Here is a 13,951-nt window from a genome sequence, read left to right on the forward strand (position 1 = left end):
GGTCAGGCGCAGAGGGCGGGGAGGACGACTGCGTCGATGTACGAAAGGAGGTAGTCCTGCGTCGGCGGCAGCTCGTCGATCATCGTGCGGGCGGCGAACCCGCCGATCATCATGTGGATCATGTAGTCCACCGCAGGATTGTCCGCGCGGACCTCGCCCCGGTCGATCGCACGCTGCACGACACGGCGGAACTCCGCCATCTCCGGCTCGATCAGATGTTCCTTGAACGCCTTCAGGAGATCCGGATTGCTGTGGATCGCCATGGCCAGACCCCGCATCAACGCGGAGTTCTGCTCCATCTCGCAGTCGTCCGACCGCATCGTGAGGGCATGCAGATCGCCCCGGAGGGACCCGGTGTCGATCTCGCCGAGGGCCAGACCGCCCGGCTTGTTGTGCCGAACCGCCTTCGCGACCAGCTCGGCCTTGCCGCCCCACTGGCGGTAGAGCGTCGCCTTGCTGGACTTGGTGCGGGCCGCGACCGCGTCCATGGTGACGGCGTCATAGCCCACCTCCCGGAGCAGGTCGAGCACGGCCTCGTACAACTCGGCCTCACGCTCGGGCGTGATCCGACTGCGACGCGCCGTTGCGACCTCAGTCATGCCACTCACCTTCCCGCTCGGGATGCGCCGCCTCGGCGCCTGCTTCGTACGTTCATGAAGATACCCTGGACGAATGCGAAACGAAACCGTTTCGTACGTGCCGTGGCTCACGTAGGTGAAGGATCCGTAAGTTCCCATAAGTTGCCCGGCCCCATCCGGCGGAAAAGCATGGGGAGGTGAGCTATCTGCGCCTGCCCCATCTCAGCGGTGACCTGTTGTGCTTCGTGGCCGAGGACGACCTCTGGCTCTCCCCCCTGGACGGCCCGGGCCGCGCCTGGCGCCTCACCGTCGACCGTACGAAACTCGGCCACCCCCGTTTCTCGCCGGACGGGAGCACCATCGCGTACACGAGCTGGCGCAGTCTGGTCCCCGAGATCCACACCGTCCCGGTGGACGGCGGCCCGGGCCGGCAGCTCACCTACTGGGGTTCCGCGGACACCCAGGTCTGCGGATGGACACCCGCCCAAGGGGACAGAGGGGGAACGATTCTCGCCGTCGCCTCCCACGGCGAACCCTTCTCGTACTTCACCTGGGCCTACAAGGTCTCCCCCGACGGCGACCCCGGCCGCAAGCTCCCCTGGGGCCCGGTCTCCGACATCCAGGTCGCCGACATCGAAGGCGAACGCAAGACCCTGCTCCTGACCGGCACGCCGCCCCACGAACCCGCCGCCTGGAAGCGCTACCGCGGCGGCGCCATGGGCCGCCTCTGGCTGCACGGCGAACGCCTGCTCGCCGATCTGGAGGGCCATCTGCACTCCCCGATGTTCGTCGGCGGCCGGATCGCCTTCCTCTCCGACCACGAAGGCATCGGCAACCTCTACTCCTGCGCCTACGACGGCTCCGACCTGCGCCGCCACACCGACCACGACGCCTTCTACGCCCGCCATGCGTCGAGCGACGGCAACCGGGTGGTGTACCAGTGCGCCGGTGACCTGTGGATCGTCGACGACCTGGCCGCCGACTCCGGGCCGCGCCGCCTGGACGTACGGCTGAGCGGTCCGCGCGCGGGCCGGCGCACCTACCAGGTCCCGGCCGCCCAGCACGTCGACGGCATCTCGGTCGACGAGACGGGCCGCGCGAGCGCCGTCGTCGTACGCGGCAGCCTGTACTGGCTCACCCACCGGGACGGACCAGCGCGCACGATCACCGACACCCCGGGCGTACGGGTCCGCCTCCCGGAGATGCTCGGCTCGACCGGCCAGGTCGCCTATGTGACGGACGCGGAGGGCGAGGACGCGGTCGAGATCGCCTATCTGCCGCGCGCGACCGGCGACCGCGAGCCGCGCCGACTGGCCTCCGGCGCGCTGGGGCGCGTACTGGAACTCGTGGCCGACCCGCAGGGCGAGCGCCTCGCCCTCGCCTCGCACGACGGACGGCTGCTGCTGCTCGATGTGACGGAGGACTCGAACGGGGAGGTGACCGAGCTGATCCACTCGGTCAACGGCCCGGTGCGCGACCTCGCCTTCTCACCGGACGGCGCCTGGCTGACCTGGTCCCACCCGGGGATCGGCCGCTCCCTGCGGCAGATCAAGATGGCGCGCATAAAGGACCATTTCATCGTCGACGTGACCAACGGGCGCTTCGAGGACGAGAACCCGGTGTTCACCAGGGACGGCCGCTATCTCGCCTTCCTGTCCTGGCGCGGCTTCGACCCGGTGTACGACGTCCACACCGGCGACCTGTCCTTCCCGCTCGGCTGCCGCCCGTACCTGGTCCCCCTGTCCTCCGCGACCCCCTCCCCCTTCGCCCTGACCCCGGAGGGCCGGCCGGCCGCCGGAGGCCTCGACCCGGTGGAGGACGAGGACGAGGGCGGCGACGGCGCCGTCACCGTCGAGATCGAAGGGCTGGAGAACCGGGTCACCCCCTTCCCGGTCACCGCCTCCAAGTACTCGGCGCTGTACCCGGTTGCGGGCGGTGGCCTGGTCTGGCTGCGCTGGCCGATCTCGGGGGCGCTCGGCGAGACGTTCGCCAACCCGGACGACACCACCGGGCGCCCGACCCTCGAACACTTCAACATCAGCAAGGCCAAGAAGTCCGAACTCCTGGAGCATCTCGACTGGTTCGCGCTCAGCGGCGACGGCACCCGCCTGGTCGTGGTCGACGAGGGCGATCTGCGAGCCGTCCCGTCGTCCGAGTCCGGCGACGGCGACACGACGGTCTGGATCGACCTGCGCCGCATCCTGCACGAGGTCGACCCGGCCGCCGAGTGGCGCCAGTCGTACGAGGAGGCCGGCCGTCTCATCCGCGCGTACTTCTGGGACCCGGGGATGTGCGGCATCGACTGGGAGGCGGTGCTCGACCAGTACCGCCCGCTGGTCGAACGGGTCGCCTCCCCCGACGAGTTCGCTGACCTGCTGCGCGAAGTGCTCGGCGAACTGGGCACCTCGCACGCCTACGTCACCGCCGCCCGCCGCAACGAGGGCCCGCCCCACTACCAGCGCCTCCAGGGCCTGCTCGGCGCCAACCTCGTCCGCAGGCAGGAGGGTTGGGTGGTCAAGCGGATCCTCCCGGGCGAGTCCTCGGACTCCAAGGCCCGCTCACCGCTGGCGGGCACGGGCATCAGGGAGGGCGCCGTACTGACCCACGTCGACGGCCGCCCGGTGGACCCGCTGACGGGGCCGTACCCGCTGCTGGCGGGCGCGGGCGGCACCACGGTCGAGCTGACCTTCACCGCGGCCGAGGGCGAGGCGGGCCGCTCGCGCCGTGTGGCCGTGGTCCCCCTGATCGACGAACGCCCCCTGCGCTACCAGGACTGGGTGGCCAAACGGCGCGCCGTCGTACGGGAGTTGAGCGGCGGCCGCTGCGGCTATCTACACATCCCGGACATGGGCGGCTCGGGCTGGGCCCAGTTCAACAGGGACCTGCGCATGGAGGTGTCGAGGCCCGCCCTGATCGTCGACGTACGCGGCAACGCGGGCGGCCACATCAGCGAACTGGTCGTCGAGAAACTGTCCCGCACGATCCTGGGCTGGGACCTCACCCGCGATGCCCAGCCGGTCTCGTACGCCTCCAACGCGCCCCGCGGCCCGGTGGTGGCCCTGGCCGACGAGGCGACCTCCTCCGACGGCGACATGATCACGGCCGCCATCAAGCTCCTCAGGCTCGGCCCCGTGATCGGCCAGCGCACCTGGGGCGGAGTGGTCGGCATGACCGGCCGCCACCGCCTCGGCGACGGCACGGTCATCACGGTCCCGATGAACGCGGCCTGGTTCGACGCCTACGGCTGGACCGTGGAGAACAAGGGCGTCACCCCGGACCTGGAGATCCTCCGCACCCCCCTGGACTGGGCGGAGGGCCGCCACGCCCAACTGGACGACGCGGTCCAACTGGCGGTGCAGCTGCTGGAATCCAACCCGCCGGCCACACCCCCGGATTACTCGAACGTCCCGGACCGTTCACGTCCGAAGCTGCCGCCCAGGACAACGGCTTAAAGGGGCGCGAGGCTGTATCGAATGTGCGGCTCCGCCGCGGGGCGCACAGCACCGCAGAGTGGGGTGCCCCAAAACCACAGGGCACCCCACTCTCAACGGGTCAAGCCAGTGCTACACGTCATAGTCCTGGTCGAACCGGTCCTGCTCCTCGCGCTGCAAGCGCTCCGTCTCCTCGTCCCGCATGCGCTCACCCGGCTTGCCACGCTGCTGCTGGCCGCGCTGCTGACCCTGCTCCTGGCCCGGTCGGCCGCGCTCCTGGCCACGCTGCTGACCCTGCTCGCGGGCCTGCTGTGCCTTCTGCTTGGCCTGGTCCTGCCACTGCTGCGACTGGTCCTGGAACTTGTCTCTCATACCCATGTGGGTTCACTCCCGTAGTGGGTGGGGGGAAGGCCCTTGACCGGGCCTCGACCAGATTCACACGGCCCACCACGGAGCGCATTTCGATCAACTACGGTGCGTAGCGCGGGCTTCCTCGTCGGCCGCCCCACCTGCGCCGACGAGCCCCGAGCGCATGCCCTCCAGCCGTGCCCCGAACCGCCGCATCTCCCGCTGGCCCACCGTCCCGATGAGGCCCGGCAGATACCCCCGCACGCCCTGCATCCCGCGCAGCCACCACTGCCCGTACACATGGCTGGACCGGCGCTCGATCCCGGCGACGATCCGGTCGACGGCCGGCCCCAGCGGATACGTCTTGTTGGACGGCCACGGCAGGCGCTGCCGCAGCTCCCGCATCACCTCGTCCTGGTCGGCGCCCCGCACCATGTCGGTGTCGGTCCACGACAGATACCCGACCCCGACCCGTACGCCCTTGTACCCGACCTCGGCCCGCAGACTGTGCGCGTACGCCTCCACACCGGACTTGGAGGCGCAGTACGCGGTCATCATCGGCGCCGGAGTGATCGCGGCGAGGGAGGCGATCTGCAGCAGATAGCCGCGGCTCTCCATCAGAACCGGCAGGAAGGCACGGGCAGTCACCGCGGACCCGATGAGGTTCACCTCGATCACCCGCCGCCAGGCCTCGGGATCCGAGTCGACGAAGGGACCGCCGGTGGCGACACCGGCGTTCGCCACGACGATGTCGACCTTCCCGAACCGCTCCTTGACCTCCAGCGCGACCCGCGCCATCGCCTGATGGTCCGTCACATCTGCGTACCAGTGGTCGCTGTCGCTGTGCAGCCGCTCGGAGACCTGCTTGAGGACATCCGGCTCCAGCCCGACCAGCGCCACCTTGGCGCCCCGGGCCGACAGCTTCCGGGCGAGCAGCTCGCCGACACCGCGCGCGGCGCCCGTGACGACGGCGACCTGTCCTTCGAGGCTGACCTTGCTCATGCGCCCTCCCTGATCGTTGCGTACGTCGTCACAAGTTCCCGGATGCGGCCGCTGACCAGCTCCGGCGCCTCCACGGGGGTCATATGGCCGAGTCCCGGCAGCTCGGTGCTGCCCACGCAGTTCGGCAGCGCGGCCACCAGCGCCCGCGCCTGCACGGGCGGGGTGAGCCGGTCCGCCGTCCCGACGACGACGGCTGTCGGCACCCGCAACTCCCGTACGCCGTGGTCGAGATCGAGCAGGGCGAGCACCTGCGACCAGGCGTGGCGCACCTTGCGCGGACACGCGTGCACGATCCGTGCGCACGCCTCCACCATGTGCGGCGCCGAAGCCGGCCCCATCGTCCCGTACTTGAGGATCCGCCGCGCGAGCGGCGTGACCGGCCCGAGCGGCGCCCGCGCCCCCAGGATGTGCTTGGTGAGCCAGGTCCGCAGCCGTCCGGGCCCGAGGGGTACGACGGTCGACTCGGCGACCAGCCGCGAGGAGCCGGTGCTGCACAGCAGTACGGCCGCCGCATGGTCCCGGAAGCTCTTTCTCGTGGCCGCCGCCATCACCGTCATACCGCCCATGGAGTGCCCGGCGATCACGGCCTTCTCGCCCGGCGCGAGAGTTGCCTCCAGTACGGCTTCGAGGTCGTCGGCGAGGGCGTCCGGACTGCACGCCGGGCTCGCCGGGCTGCGTCCGTGGCCGCGCTGGTCGTAGGCGATGACGCGGTGGTCGGCGGCCAGGTCCCGTATCTGCGCGGCCCAGAAGGCGGTGGAGCAGGTCCAGCCGTGGGCGAGGACGACCGGGGGCGCGTTCTCGGGCCCGTGCACCTCCACGTGCAGCCGGGCGCCGTCGGCGGAGACGGCGACGAGTTCGCGGACGGGGGTGGGCGGGGCGTACGGCCCGGACCTGACGTGCATCAGCCGGCTCACGCGTCCACCTCCGTCTTCTGCTCGGCGGGCGCCCGGAGCAGTTCGTACTCGGAGAGATCCACCTGCCGCGTGGCCCGCCGGAACTCGGTCGTCGTACCGGGCCAGATGGTGGTGTTGCGGCCGCTCGGGTCGAGGTACCAGCTGGTGCAGCCGCCGGTGTTCCACACCGTCCGCTTCATGCGCTCCTGCACGCGCGTGTTCCAGGCGTCGACGGCGCTCGTCCGGGCGTCGAGGGCGGCGCGGCCGCCGAGAACGTCCAACTGCCGCAGGAAGTCGGCCATGTAGTTGAGCTGCGACTCGATCATCAGGATCATCGAGGAGTTCCCGAGGCCGGTGTTGGGTCCGATGATGGTCATCCAGTTCGGGAACCCGGCGGCACAGGCGCCCCGGAGCGACTCCATCCCGCCCTTCCAGGCCTCGGCGAGCGTCCTGCCCTCCGCGCCGACCACCCGCTCGGCGATCGGCATGTCGGTGACATGGAACCCGGTACCGAAGATGATCGCGTCCACCTCGGCCTCACTCCCGTCGGCGGCCACGACGGTCGACCCGCGGATCTCACTCAGACCGCTGGCCACGACGTCCACGTTGGGCCGGGCGAGCGCCGGGTAGTAGGTGCTGCTCAGCAGGATCCGCTTGCAGCCGATGCGGTAGTCGGGGGTGAGCTTGGCGCGCAGGGCCGGGTCCTTGATGGCCCGCGCCATGTTCCGCTTGGCCAACTGCTCGACGAAACCGAGCTCGTTGGGGTGCTTGGTGAACGCCTGGACCTGCAGCTCCCGGATCCCCCACAGCAGTCCGCGACGGGCCTGCGCGGTGAAGGGCAGCGCGCGGTGCAGGGCCCGCTCGACGCCGCTGATGGCCCGGTCGACGCGGGGCATGACCCAGGGCGGGGTGCGCTGGAAGAGGGTGAGCCGGCCGACCTCGGGCTGGATGGCGGGCACGATCTGGATGGCGGAGGCGCCCGTCCCCACCATGGCGACGCGCTTGCCGCGCAGGTCGTAGTCGTGGTCCCAGCGGGCGGAGTGGAAGACCTTGCCGGGGAAGGAGTCGAGCCCCGGGACATCGGGCACCTTCGGGTCGGACAGCGGCCCGGTCGCGGAGACGACGACATCCGCGGACAGCGACCCGCTGCTGGTCTCGATCTCCCACCGCAGCTTCTCGCCGTCCCAGGTCATCATCTTCACTTCGGAGTCGAAGCGGATGTGGGGCCGCAGATGGAAGACGTCTGTGACGTGCTCCAGATAGGCGCGGATGTGCTCCTGCCCGGAGAAGGTGCGCGGCCAGTCGGGATGGGGTGCGAAGGAGAAGGAGTAGAGGTGGGAGGGCACGTCGCAGGCGCACCCCGGGTAACTGTTGTCGCGCCAGGTGCCGCCCACGCTGCCGGCCCGTTCGAGGACGACGAAGTCGGTGACGCCCTCGCGCCGCAGCCGCACGGCGGCCCCGAGCCCGCCGAACCCTGACCCGATCACCGCCACCCGCACATGCTCCCGCTCAGCCATGCCGACGCCCTTCCTCGCGCGACTCCGCCAGTGAACACTGGCGCAATGGGAGCGTAGAGCAGCTGCGTACCGATGGGTAGGGGGCGGGGGAAAGGAAAGTTACCGCCGGTACAACATAGGCTGCGTCCGTGACCGAGAAGCGCGAGTACCGCATGGAGGAACTGGCCCGCCTGGCCGGCATCACCGTACGCACCCTGCGCTTCTACCGAGAACGCAAACTGATACCGCCGCCCCGCCGCGAGGGCCGTATCGCCTGGTACGACGACCACCACCTGGCCCGGCTGCACACGATCGCGGCGCTGCTGGAACGCGGCCACACCCTCACCGGCATCGCGGAACTGGCGGAGGCACTCGACCACGGCCGGGACGTCGCCGACCTCCTGGGCGTCGAGCCGACCGAGGAGGAACCGGTCCGCCTCACCCCCGAGGAACTCGCCGCCCGTTTCGAGGGCCAGGTCACCCCCGAGAACCTCGCCGCCGCCCTCGACCTCGGCTATCTCGGCACCGACGGCGACGAGATCGTCCACATCAGCCGCCGCCTCCTGGACGTCTCCTCCGCCTTGGTCAGCGAGGGCATCCCGCTCGCGGAGGTCCTGGCGGCGGGCAAGCGGGTCCGGGAACACGTGGACGACCTGGCGGAGATGTTCGCCGAACTGGTCCTGCGCCACACCGGCGAGGAGGACCTGCAACGCCTGCGCCCCCTGGCCCGGAGCGTGGTGGAGGCGGAACTGTCACTGGCGCTGGACCGGCGGCTGCGCAAGCGGGAATAGCACCCCACGGATCTCCCTGCGATGCGCGACGGGCAGCTATACGCCTTGCGTATAGACGCCGTGTATAGTCGCGCCCATGACGCTCAGCGCAGCCATCCGCCCGATCCTCGGGCCGGACCGGTGGTGGATATCCGCTCCCCTGGCAGGAGTCGGTCTCGGCCTTCTCACCAACCTCGCCCAGGGCGTGCTGCCGGGCGCCTCCAACCAGATCGCCAACTCCGGCGCGGTGTGGTGCGCCCCGGCGTTCGCCGCGGGCGCGCTGGTGACCGGCGGGCACCTGGCGCTGCGCAGACCGGTGCTCGCCGGGCTGTGCACGACGATCGGCCTGGTCGTCGGCTACTACGGCTACGCCGAATTCGGCCGCAGCGGCATGGGCAGTCCCCTCTGGCCGCTGGTGTGGCTGGCGATGGCGCTCGTCAGCGGCCCGCTGTTCGGCGCCGCGGGGGCGTGGTGGCGACACGGGCGCACAGCGCCCCGTCGAGTCGTCGCCCTGGCCGCGCTGGCGGGCGTGTTCGGCATGGAGGCCATCCAGTACGCGTGGGTTCTCCACTACGCCACACAGGCCTGGGCCTGCACGGCACTCCTCGTCCTCGTCCCGCTGCTGATGGCACGCAGGCACAAGGAGCGGGCACTGACACTGCTCGTGGCACTGCCCCTGTCGGTGATTGCCTACGCCGTCGTCGAACTGCCCTTGCAGCACGTGTCGACGTGAGACCGGCGGGGCCTCACATCTCGAAGGTCACCGTCACCGGAGCATGGTCCGACCACCGCTCCGCATGCGTGGCCGCCCGCTCCACGACCGCCTTGACGGTCCGGGCGGCCAGCCCGGGGGTCGCCACGGCGAGGTCGATCCTCCAGCCCGAATCGTTGTCGAAAGCCCGCCCCCGGTACGACCACCAGGTATACGGCCCCTCCACCTCCGGATGCAGGGCGCGCACGACATCGACGTAGCCGCCGTCCTCGGGGTCGAAGACCTGGGTGAGCCACGCCCGCTCCTCCGGCAGGAACCCGGAGTTCTTCTGGTTGCCGCGCCAGTTCTTGAGGTCGGCCGGCTGGTGGGCGATGTTCCAGTCGCCGCAGACGACTACTTCGCGTCCACCGGCGGCGGCGCGCTCCCGCAGGGCCTTCAGATAGGCGAGGAACTCGCCCATGAAGCGGATCTTCTCGTCCTGGCGCTCGGTGCCGACCTCGCCGGAGGGGAGGTAGAGGGAGGCGACCGTGACACCCGGCAGGTCGACCTCGACATAGCGGCCACTGGTCTCGAACTCGGCGGCGCCGAAGCCGACCTGGATGCGGTCGGGCTCACGGCGGGTGTAGAGGGAGACGCCGGCGCGGCCCTTGGCGGCGGCCGGCGCATGGACGACATGCCAGCCGTCGGGCGTGCGCACGTGCTCGGGCAGCTGCTGCGGCTCGGCGCGCACCTCCTGGAGGCAGAGCACATCGGCAGAAGTGCCGGCGAGCCATTCCACGAAGCCCTTCTTCGCGGCGGCGCGCAGTCCATTGACATTGACGGAGGTCACAGTGAGCACCCGGGAACGATACCGGCACACTGGATCGAGACCGGACCCCCTCTATGCATAGGTGTACGATTCCTCACATGATTATACGTCGTGTCTCCTTCGACCACCCGGACGCCGTCAAGCTGAACGACGAGGTCCAGGCGGAGTACCACGTGCGCTACGGCGACGGCGGGGACGCCACAGCCCTGGACCCGGCGGACTTCGAGCCGCCGAACGGCGTGTACTTCATCGCTTACGACGAGAACGACGCCCCCATGGCCACGGGAGGCTGGCGCGCCCAGGACACCAACGGCGAGGGCAACCTCGACGGGGACGCCGAGGTCAAGCGGATGTACGTGGTGGAGGCGGCCCGCGGCCGCGGGCTCGCCCGGCGCATCCTGGCCGCCCTGGAGGAGGACGCCCGCGCGGCCGGTCGCCTGCGGATGGTCCTGGAGACGGGCACGAAGCAGCCGGAGGCCATCGCCCTGTACACGTCCAGCGGGTACGAGCCCTGCGGGAAGTTCGGCTACTACCGGCACTACGAGAGCAGCCGGTGCTTCGCGAAGCCGCTGTGAGAGGCCTGCCTGACAGAACGTCAGGCACAACAAAGATCCCGCCCGATCTTCCGATCGGGCGGGATCTCATCAACTGCCTCAGGTTTCCCTGACCAGTTGTTGCGGTGGACCTGAGGGGATTTGAACCCCTGGCCCCCTCGATGCGAACGAGGTGCGCTACCGGACTGCGCCACAGGCCCTTGCAACGAGTGAAACTCTAGCACCCCGATCCGTGTGCTTGGAAATCCGTTCCTGGCCTGCCGCCGGGGCAGCGGCACAGGTCGGGGGGCTACTCGTTGGCGGCCCGGGGCCGCTCGCCGTCCTCGTACTGGTCGAACAGCGGGGTACGCCCCCGCTCCCGGGCCCGCCGCGCGGAGGCCGCCCGGCGGGCGTCACTGCGCCCGTCGTCGTCCGCCCTGTCCTCCGCGGGGGCCGGTTCCGCGGTCTCGGCGGCCGGCGCCTCCTGGCCCCGGGCCACGGAGCCCGAGCGCGCCGAGCTCCAGGTGTCCGGCGCCCCGAGGTCGACGTCCGCGGTGGCCCGCGGAGCGACCGGCGCGGTCACATACGTCGGCAGCGGCACCGGCACCGGGTCCCAGCTGTCCCCGTGCCCGGGGCGCCGCTGCCGCTCGCGCTGCTGGTCCACCCACTCGGCGTGGTCGGTCTGCTCGACGAGGGCACGCCGGTCGGCGGCGAGCGCGGACAGTCCGGGGTCGGTGCCCTGCGCCGGTCCCTCGTCCGATTCGTCGGCGTCCGCTTCGCTCGCGGTGGTACGGCGGCGCGGCTGCCGGGCGCGCTCGCGGAGCCGCTCGGCGGCGTCCTCGGCGCGGCGCCGGTCCATCTGGTAGGCGAACCGGCGTCGCTCCTGGGAGCGCAGGTATGCGATGTACGCGCTGAGCAGCACGGCGGGCACGCCGGGCGCCCAGAGGAACGCGAGCCCTCCGACCGCGGCGACGATCGCGCCGAGCGTGAACGCGATGAAGAGCATCACGGTGGTCCGCCGGCGCCGAGCGAGCGCCTTCATACGCCGGGCGCGCGCCAGGGCGGCTTCCTCCGAGGGGGAGCGCCGGGCCGCGGGCACCCGTTTCCGCGCGGGGGCGGGGGCCGGTGCGGGCGCGGGTGCCGGGGCTTCCGCCTGTTCTCGCGCCGGTTGCGCGCGCGCCGGCGCCTGTGCCTGTACCGGTACGTCCGCGCGCGCCTGGGGACGGGTCGGAGGCACGGCAAAGGCCCGGACGTCCACCGAGTCGGTGACGACGTCCGGACGACCGGCGCTGGACTCCCCCTCTTCGGTGGAGCGCGCCTGCAGGTCCTTGGCGTACCGGCGCTCCATTCCCGCCCGTCCGGACAGCAGCCGGATGGCGGTGCTGAAGCGTTCCGTCGGACGGGCCTCGTTCAGCTCGTCCTGCCTACGGAGCCACATCGGCACCAAGTAGGCGGCCCAGGCCCCGACAATGACTGCGTAGATGAGGCCGCTGCTGCTCACGCCTCACACGGTAGAGGGGTTTGCGTGAGGCCATCTGCCAATTGAGCCGGTGTGTCGCACGATCTGGCTGATATTTCGAACTTTTTTTGTGACCGATGCGATCAGCACCCCACCGAGGGCGTGAATTTAGTGCCTTGAGGCGGTCGCCGCTCGATCAATTTCGAACACTTATTCAATTCCCGCGCTTCTCGGTCGGCTTCCGGGTTATGCGGGATTCCCCCGAGTACGTGCCCGCTGCCAGCGGGCCAGCAACCCGTCGGGGACCTCTTCCGCGGTGAGCGCGAAGACGAGGTGGTCGCGCCAGGCTCCGTCGATGTGGAGATAACGCGGTCTGAGGCCCTCCTCTCGGAATCCGAGTTTCTCCACGACCCTGCGGCTCGGCCCGTTCTCCGGGCGAATGCAGACCTCGATGCGGTGCAGTCCGACGGTGCGGAAACAGTGGTCGACCACAAGCGCCACGGCGGTCGGCATCACTCCGCGCCCGGCCACCGACTCGTCCACCCAGTAGCCGATGTGGCCCGAGCACATGGAGCCCCAGGTGATTCCGGCGACCGTCAACTGCCCGACCAGGCGCCCCTGGTACTCGATGACGAAGGGCAGCATCCGGCCGGAGTTCGCTTCGGACCGCAGGTGCCTGACCATCTGGCGGTAAGTGGGCCGGTGCGCGATCGGCCCGCTCGGAGTGGGCGGCGGAATGGTCGCCTCCCAGGGGCGCAGCCAGTCCCGGTTGCGCCGGTTGACCTCGCGCCAGACCCGCTGGTCGCGCAGCTTTATCGGCCTCAGGACGATGTCGCCGTCCCTCAGCACGACGGGCCAGGATGGGCTGTTCAGCTCGCACCCCCACTGGTGGAGCCGGGTCTGGGGTGGTCGCCGCCGCGGATCTGGTCGACGGCATGGACCAGGACGGGTTCCAGGACGGCGAGGCCGTCCTTCACCCCGCCGGTGGAGCCCGGCAGATTGACGATCAGTGTGCTTCCCGCCACTCCGGCCAGGCCCCGGGAGAGCGCGGCAGTGGGCACCTTGTCCCGTCCGAACGCCCTGATGGCCTCGGCGATGCCCGGCACCTCGTGGTCGATCACGGCGCGTGTCGCCTCGGGCGTGCGGTCGGTGGGCGAAAGGCCGGTGCCGCCGGTGGTCACGATCACGTCGTACCCGGCGTCCACGGCGGCGCGCAGGGCGGCCTGGACCGGGTCCCCGTCGGGCACGACCTGCGGTCCGTCGACGGCGAAGCCGAAGCCCTCCAGGGCGTCGGCGATCAGCGGGCCGCCCCTGTCCTCGTAGACACCGGCGGCCGCCCTGTTCGAGGCGGTGACGACCAGAGCGCGATACGTCATGTCCGGCTCCAGTCGCCGGACTTGCCGCCCGTCTTCTCCTCCACCCGTACGTCCGTGATGACCGCTCCCTTGTCGACCGCCTTGACCATGTCGATCACGGTGAGTGCGGCGACGGAGACGGCGGTGAGGGCCTCCATCTCGACGCCCGTGCGGTCCGTGGTCTTGACGGTGGCCAGGATCTCGACGGCGTCGTCCGCGACCGACAGGTCCAGTTTCACACCGGACACCGACAACGGGTGACAGAGCGGGATGAGATCCGGGGTGCGCTTGGCACCCATGATGCCCGCGATGCGCGCGGTGGCGAGGGCGTCGCCCTTGGGGACCCCCTCACCCCGCAGCAGCTCGACCACTCGGGGCGAGACGAGGACGCGTCCGCTGGCGCGGGCGGTGCGCGCGGTCACGTCCTTGCCGGACACGTCGACCATGCGGGCGGCGCCCGCGTCGTCGATGTGGGTCAGTCGATCGTCCGTACTCATTGGCTGTGTGGCGCTCCCGTCCGGGCCCCTCGCGGTGCGGCGCGTGGGTCTGTTGTGCGCGACACGGTA

The 13,951-nt window shown here is 70.7% G+C and carries 14 protein-coding genes and 1 tRNA gene; 4 read left to right on the plus strand and 11 right to left on the minus strand.

Annotated features, from left to right (window positions below):
- Positions 1 to 2: 2 nt before the first annotated feature.
- Positions 3 to 599: a TetR/AcrR family transcriptional regulator gene (locus ABD355_RS22010; RefSeq protein ID WP_344402239.1), complete on the minus strand. Its 597-nt coding sequence runs from the start codon at positions 597 to 599 to the stop codon at positions 3 to 5.
- 176 nt (positions 600 to 775) lie between these two features.
- On the opposite strand from ABD355_RS22010, the gene ABD355_RS22015 reads away from it, so the two are divergent.
- Complete coding sequence (locus ABD355_RS22015; RefSeq protein ID WP_344402241.1) at positions 776 to 4,030, plus strand: S41 family peptidase; 3,255 nt, start codon at positions 776 to 778, stop codon at positions 4,028 to 4,030.
- Between the two features lie 111 nt (positions 4,031 to 4,141).
- Here the strand turns inward: ABD355_RS22015 and ABD355_RS22020 are convergent, their stop codons facing one another.
- The 4 genes from ABD355_RS22020 to ABD355_RS22035 form a co-directional block, all read right to left on the minus strand.
- Positions 4,142 to 4,387: a hypothetical protein gene (locus ABD355_RS22020; protein ID WP_344402242.1), complete on the minus strand. Its 246-nt coding sequence runs from the start codon at positions 4,385 to 4,387 to the stop codon at positions 4,142 to 4,144.
- An 87-nt stretch (positions 4,388 to 4,474) separates the two neighbouring features.
- Positions 4,475 to 5,359 carry an SDR family oxidoreductase gene (locus ABD355_RS22025; RefSeq protein WP_344402243.1) on the minus strand — a complete coding sequence of 295 codons (885 nt, stop codon included), beginning with the start codon at positions 5,357 to 5,359 and terminating at the stop codon, positions 4,475 to 4,477.
- Positions 5,356 to 6,273, minus strand: coding sequence for an alpha/beta fold hydrolase (locus ABD355_RS22030; protein ID WP_344402244.1), 918 nt, complete (start codon positions 6,271 to 6,273; stop codon positions 5,356 to 5,358). The genes ABD355_RS22025 and ABD355_RS22030 overlap by 4 nt, the downstream gene beginning before the upstream one ends.
- On the minus strand, positions 6,270 to 7,769 hold the full coding sequence (locus tag ABD355_RS22035) for a flavin-containing monooxygenase (protein WP_344402245.1): 1,500 nt from the start codon (positions 7,767 to 7,769) through the stop codon (positions 6,270 to 6,272). The genes ABD355_RS22030 and ABD355_RS22035 overlap by 4 nt, the downstream gene beginning before the upstream one ends.
- A gap of 128 nt (positions 7,770 to 7,897) precedes the next feature.
- Between ABD355_RS22035 and ABD355_RS22040 the strand changes: the two genes are divergently transcribed.
- Positions 7,898 to 8,539: a MerR family transcriptional regulator gene (locus ABD355_RS22040; protein ID WP_344402246.1), complete on the plus strand. Its 642-nt coding sequence runs from the start codon at positions 7,898 to 7,900 to the stop codon at positions 8,537 to 8,539.
- 76 nt (positions 8,540 to 8,615) lie between these two features.
- On the plus strand, positions 8,616 to 9,251 hold the full coding sequence (locus ABD355_RS22045; protein ID WP_344402247.1) for a DUF6518 family protein: 636 nt from the start codon (positions 8,616 to 8,618) through the stop codon (positions 9,249 to 9,251).
- A gap of 13 nt (positions 9,252 to 9,264) precedes the next feature.
- On the opposite strand, the gene ABD355_RS22050 is transcribed toward ABD355_RS22045, so the two are convergent.
- Entirely contained in the window at positions 9,265 to 10,089 is an 825-nt protein-coding gene (locus tag ABD355_RS22050) for an exodeoxyribonuclease III (RefSeq protein ID WP_344402248.1), read from the minus strand.
- A gap of 47 nt (positions 10,090 to 10,136) precedes the next feature.
- Here ABD355_RS22050 and ABD355_RS22055 point away from each other — a divergent pair, with 47 nt between their 5' ends.
- Positions 10,137 to 10,613: a GNAT family N-acetyltransferase gene (locus ABD355_RS22055; protein WP_344402249.1), complete on the plus strand. Its 477-nt coding sequence runs from the start codon at positions 10,137 to 10,139 to the stop codon at positions 10,611 to 10,613.
- A 105-nt stretch (positions 10,614 to 10,718) separates the two neighbouring features.
- On the opposite strand, the gene ABD355_RS22060 is transcribed toward ABD355_RS22055, so the two are convergent.
- The 5 genes from ABD355_RS22060 to moaC form a co-directional block, all read right to left on the minus strand.
- Positions 10,719 to 10,792 (minus strand) — tRNA-Ala (locus tag ABD355_RS22060).
- Between the two features lie 89 nt (positions 10,793 to 10,881).
- A complete protein-coding gene (gene sepX / locus ABD355_RS22065) occupies positions 10,882 to 12,072 on the minus strand; it encodes a divisome protein SepX/GlpR (protein ID WP_344402250.1) in 1,191 nt (396 codons plus the stop codon).
- A 204-nt stretch (positions 12,073 to 12,276) separates the two neighbouring features.
- Complete coding sequence (locus ABD355_RS22070) at positions 12,277 to 12,879, minus strand: GNAT family N-acetyltransferase (RefSeq protein WP_344402251.1); 603 nt, start codon at positions 12,877 to 12,879, stop codon at positions 12,277 to 12,279.
- A 20-nt stretch (positions 12,880 to 12,899) separates the two neighbouring features.
- Positions 12,900 to 13,406 carry a MogA/MoaB family molybdenum cofactor biosynthesis protein gene (locus tag ABD355_RS22075; protein ID WP_344402252.1) on the minus strand — a complete coding sequence of 169 codons (507 nt, stop codon included), beginning with the start codon at positions 13,404 to 13,406 and terminating at the stop codon, positions 12,900 to 12,902.
- Complete coding sequence (moaC, locus tag ABD355_RS22080; protein ID WP_030941990.1) at positions 13,403 to 13,882, minus strand: cyclic pyranopterin monophosphate synthase MoaC; 480 nt, start codon at positions 13,880 to 13,882, stop codon at positions 13,403 to 13,405. Before moaC ends, ABD355_RS22075 begins: the two co-directional genes overlap by 4 nt.
- Between the last annotated feature and the right edge of the window lie 69 nt (positions 13,883 to 13,951).

Source organism: Streptomyces longisporus (assembly GCF_039532765.1).
Classification (GTDB): Bacteria; Actinomycetota; Actinomycetes; order Streptomycetales; family Streptomycetaceae; genus Streptomyces; species Streptomyces longisporus.

Bases quoted from the DNA above. Each gene is read 5' to 3' on its own strand.
- ABD355_RS22010 (WP_344402239.1), bottom strand. From the start codon at position 599: ATGACTGAGGTCGCAACGGCGCGTCGCAGTCGGATCACGCCCGAGCGT.
- ABD355_RS22020 (WP_344402242.1), bottom strand. From the start codon at position 4,387: ATGGGTATGAGAGACAAGTTCCAGGACCAGTCGCAGCAGTGGCAGGAC.
- ABD355_RS22025 (WP_344402243.1), bottom strand. From the start codon at position 5,359: ATGAGCAAGGTCAGCCTCGAAGGACAGGTCGCCGTCGTCACGGGCGCC.
- ABD355_RS22035 (WP_344402245.1), bottom strand. From the start codon at position 7,769: ATGGCTGAGCGGGAGCATGTGCGGGTGGCGGTGATCGGGTCAGGGTTC.
- ABD355_RS22045 (WP_344402247.1), top strand. From the start codon at position 8,616: ATGACGCTCAGCGCAGCCATCCGCCCGATCCTCGGGCCGGACCGGTGG.
- ABD355_RS22055 (WP_344402249.1), top strand. From the start codon at position 10,137: ATGATTATACGTCGTGTCTCCTTCGACCACCCGGACGCCGTCAAGCTG.
- ABD355_RS22075 (WP_344402252.1), bottom strand. From the start codon at position 13,406: ATGACGTATCGCGCTCTGGTCGTCACCGCCTCGAACAGGGCGGCCGCC.
- moaC (WP_030941990.1), bottom strand. From the start codon at position 13,882: ATGAGTACGGACGATCGACTGACCCACATCGACGACGCGGGCGCCGCC.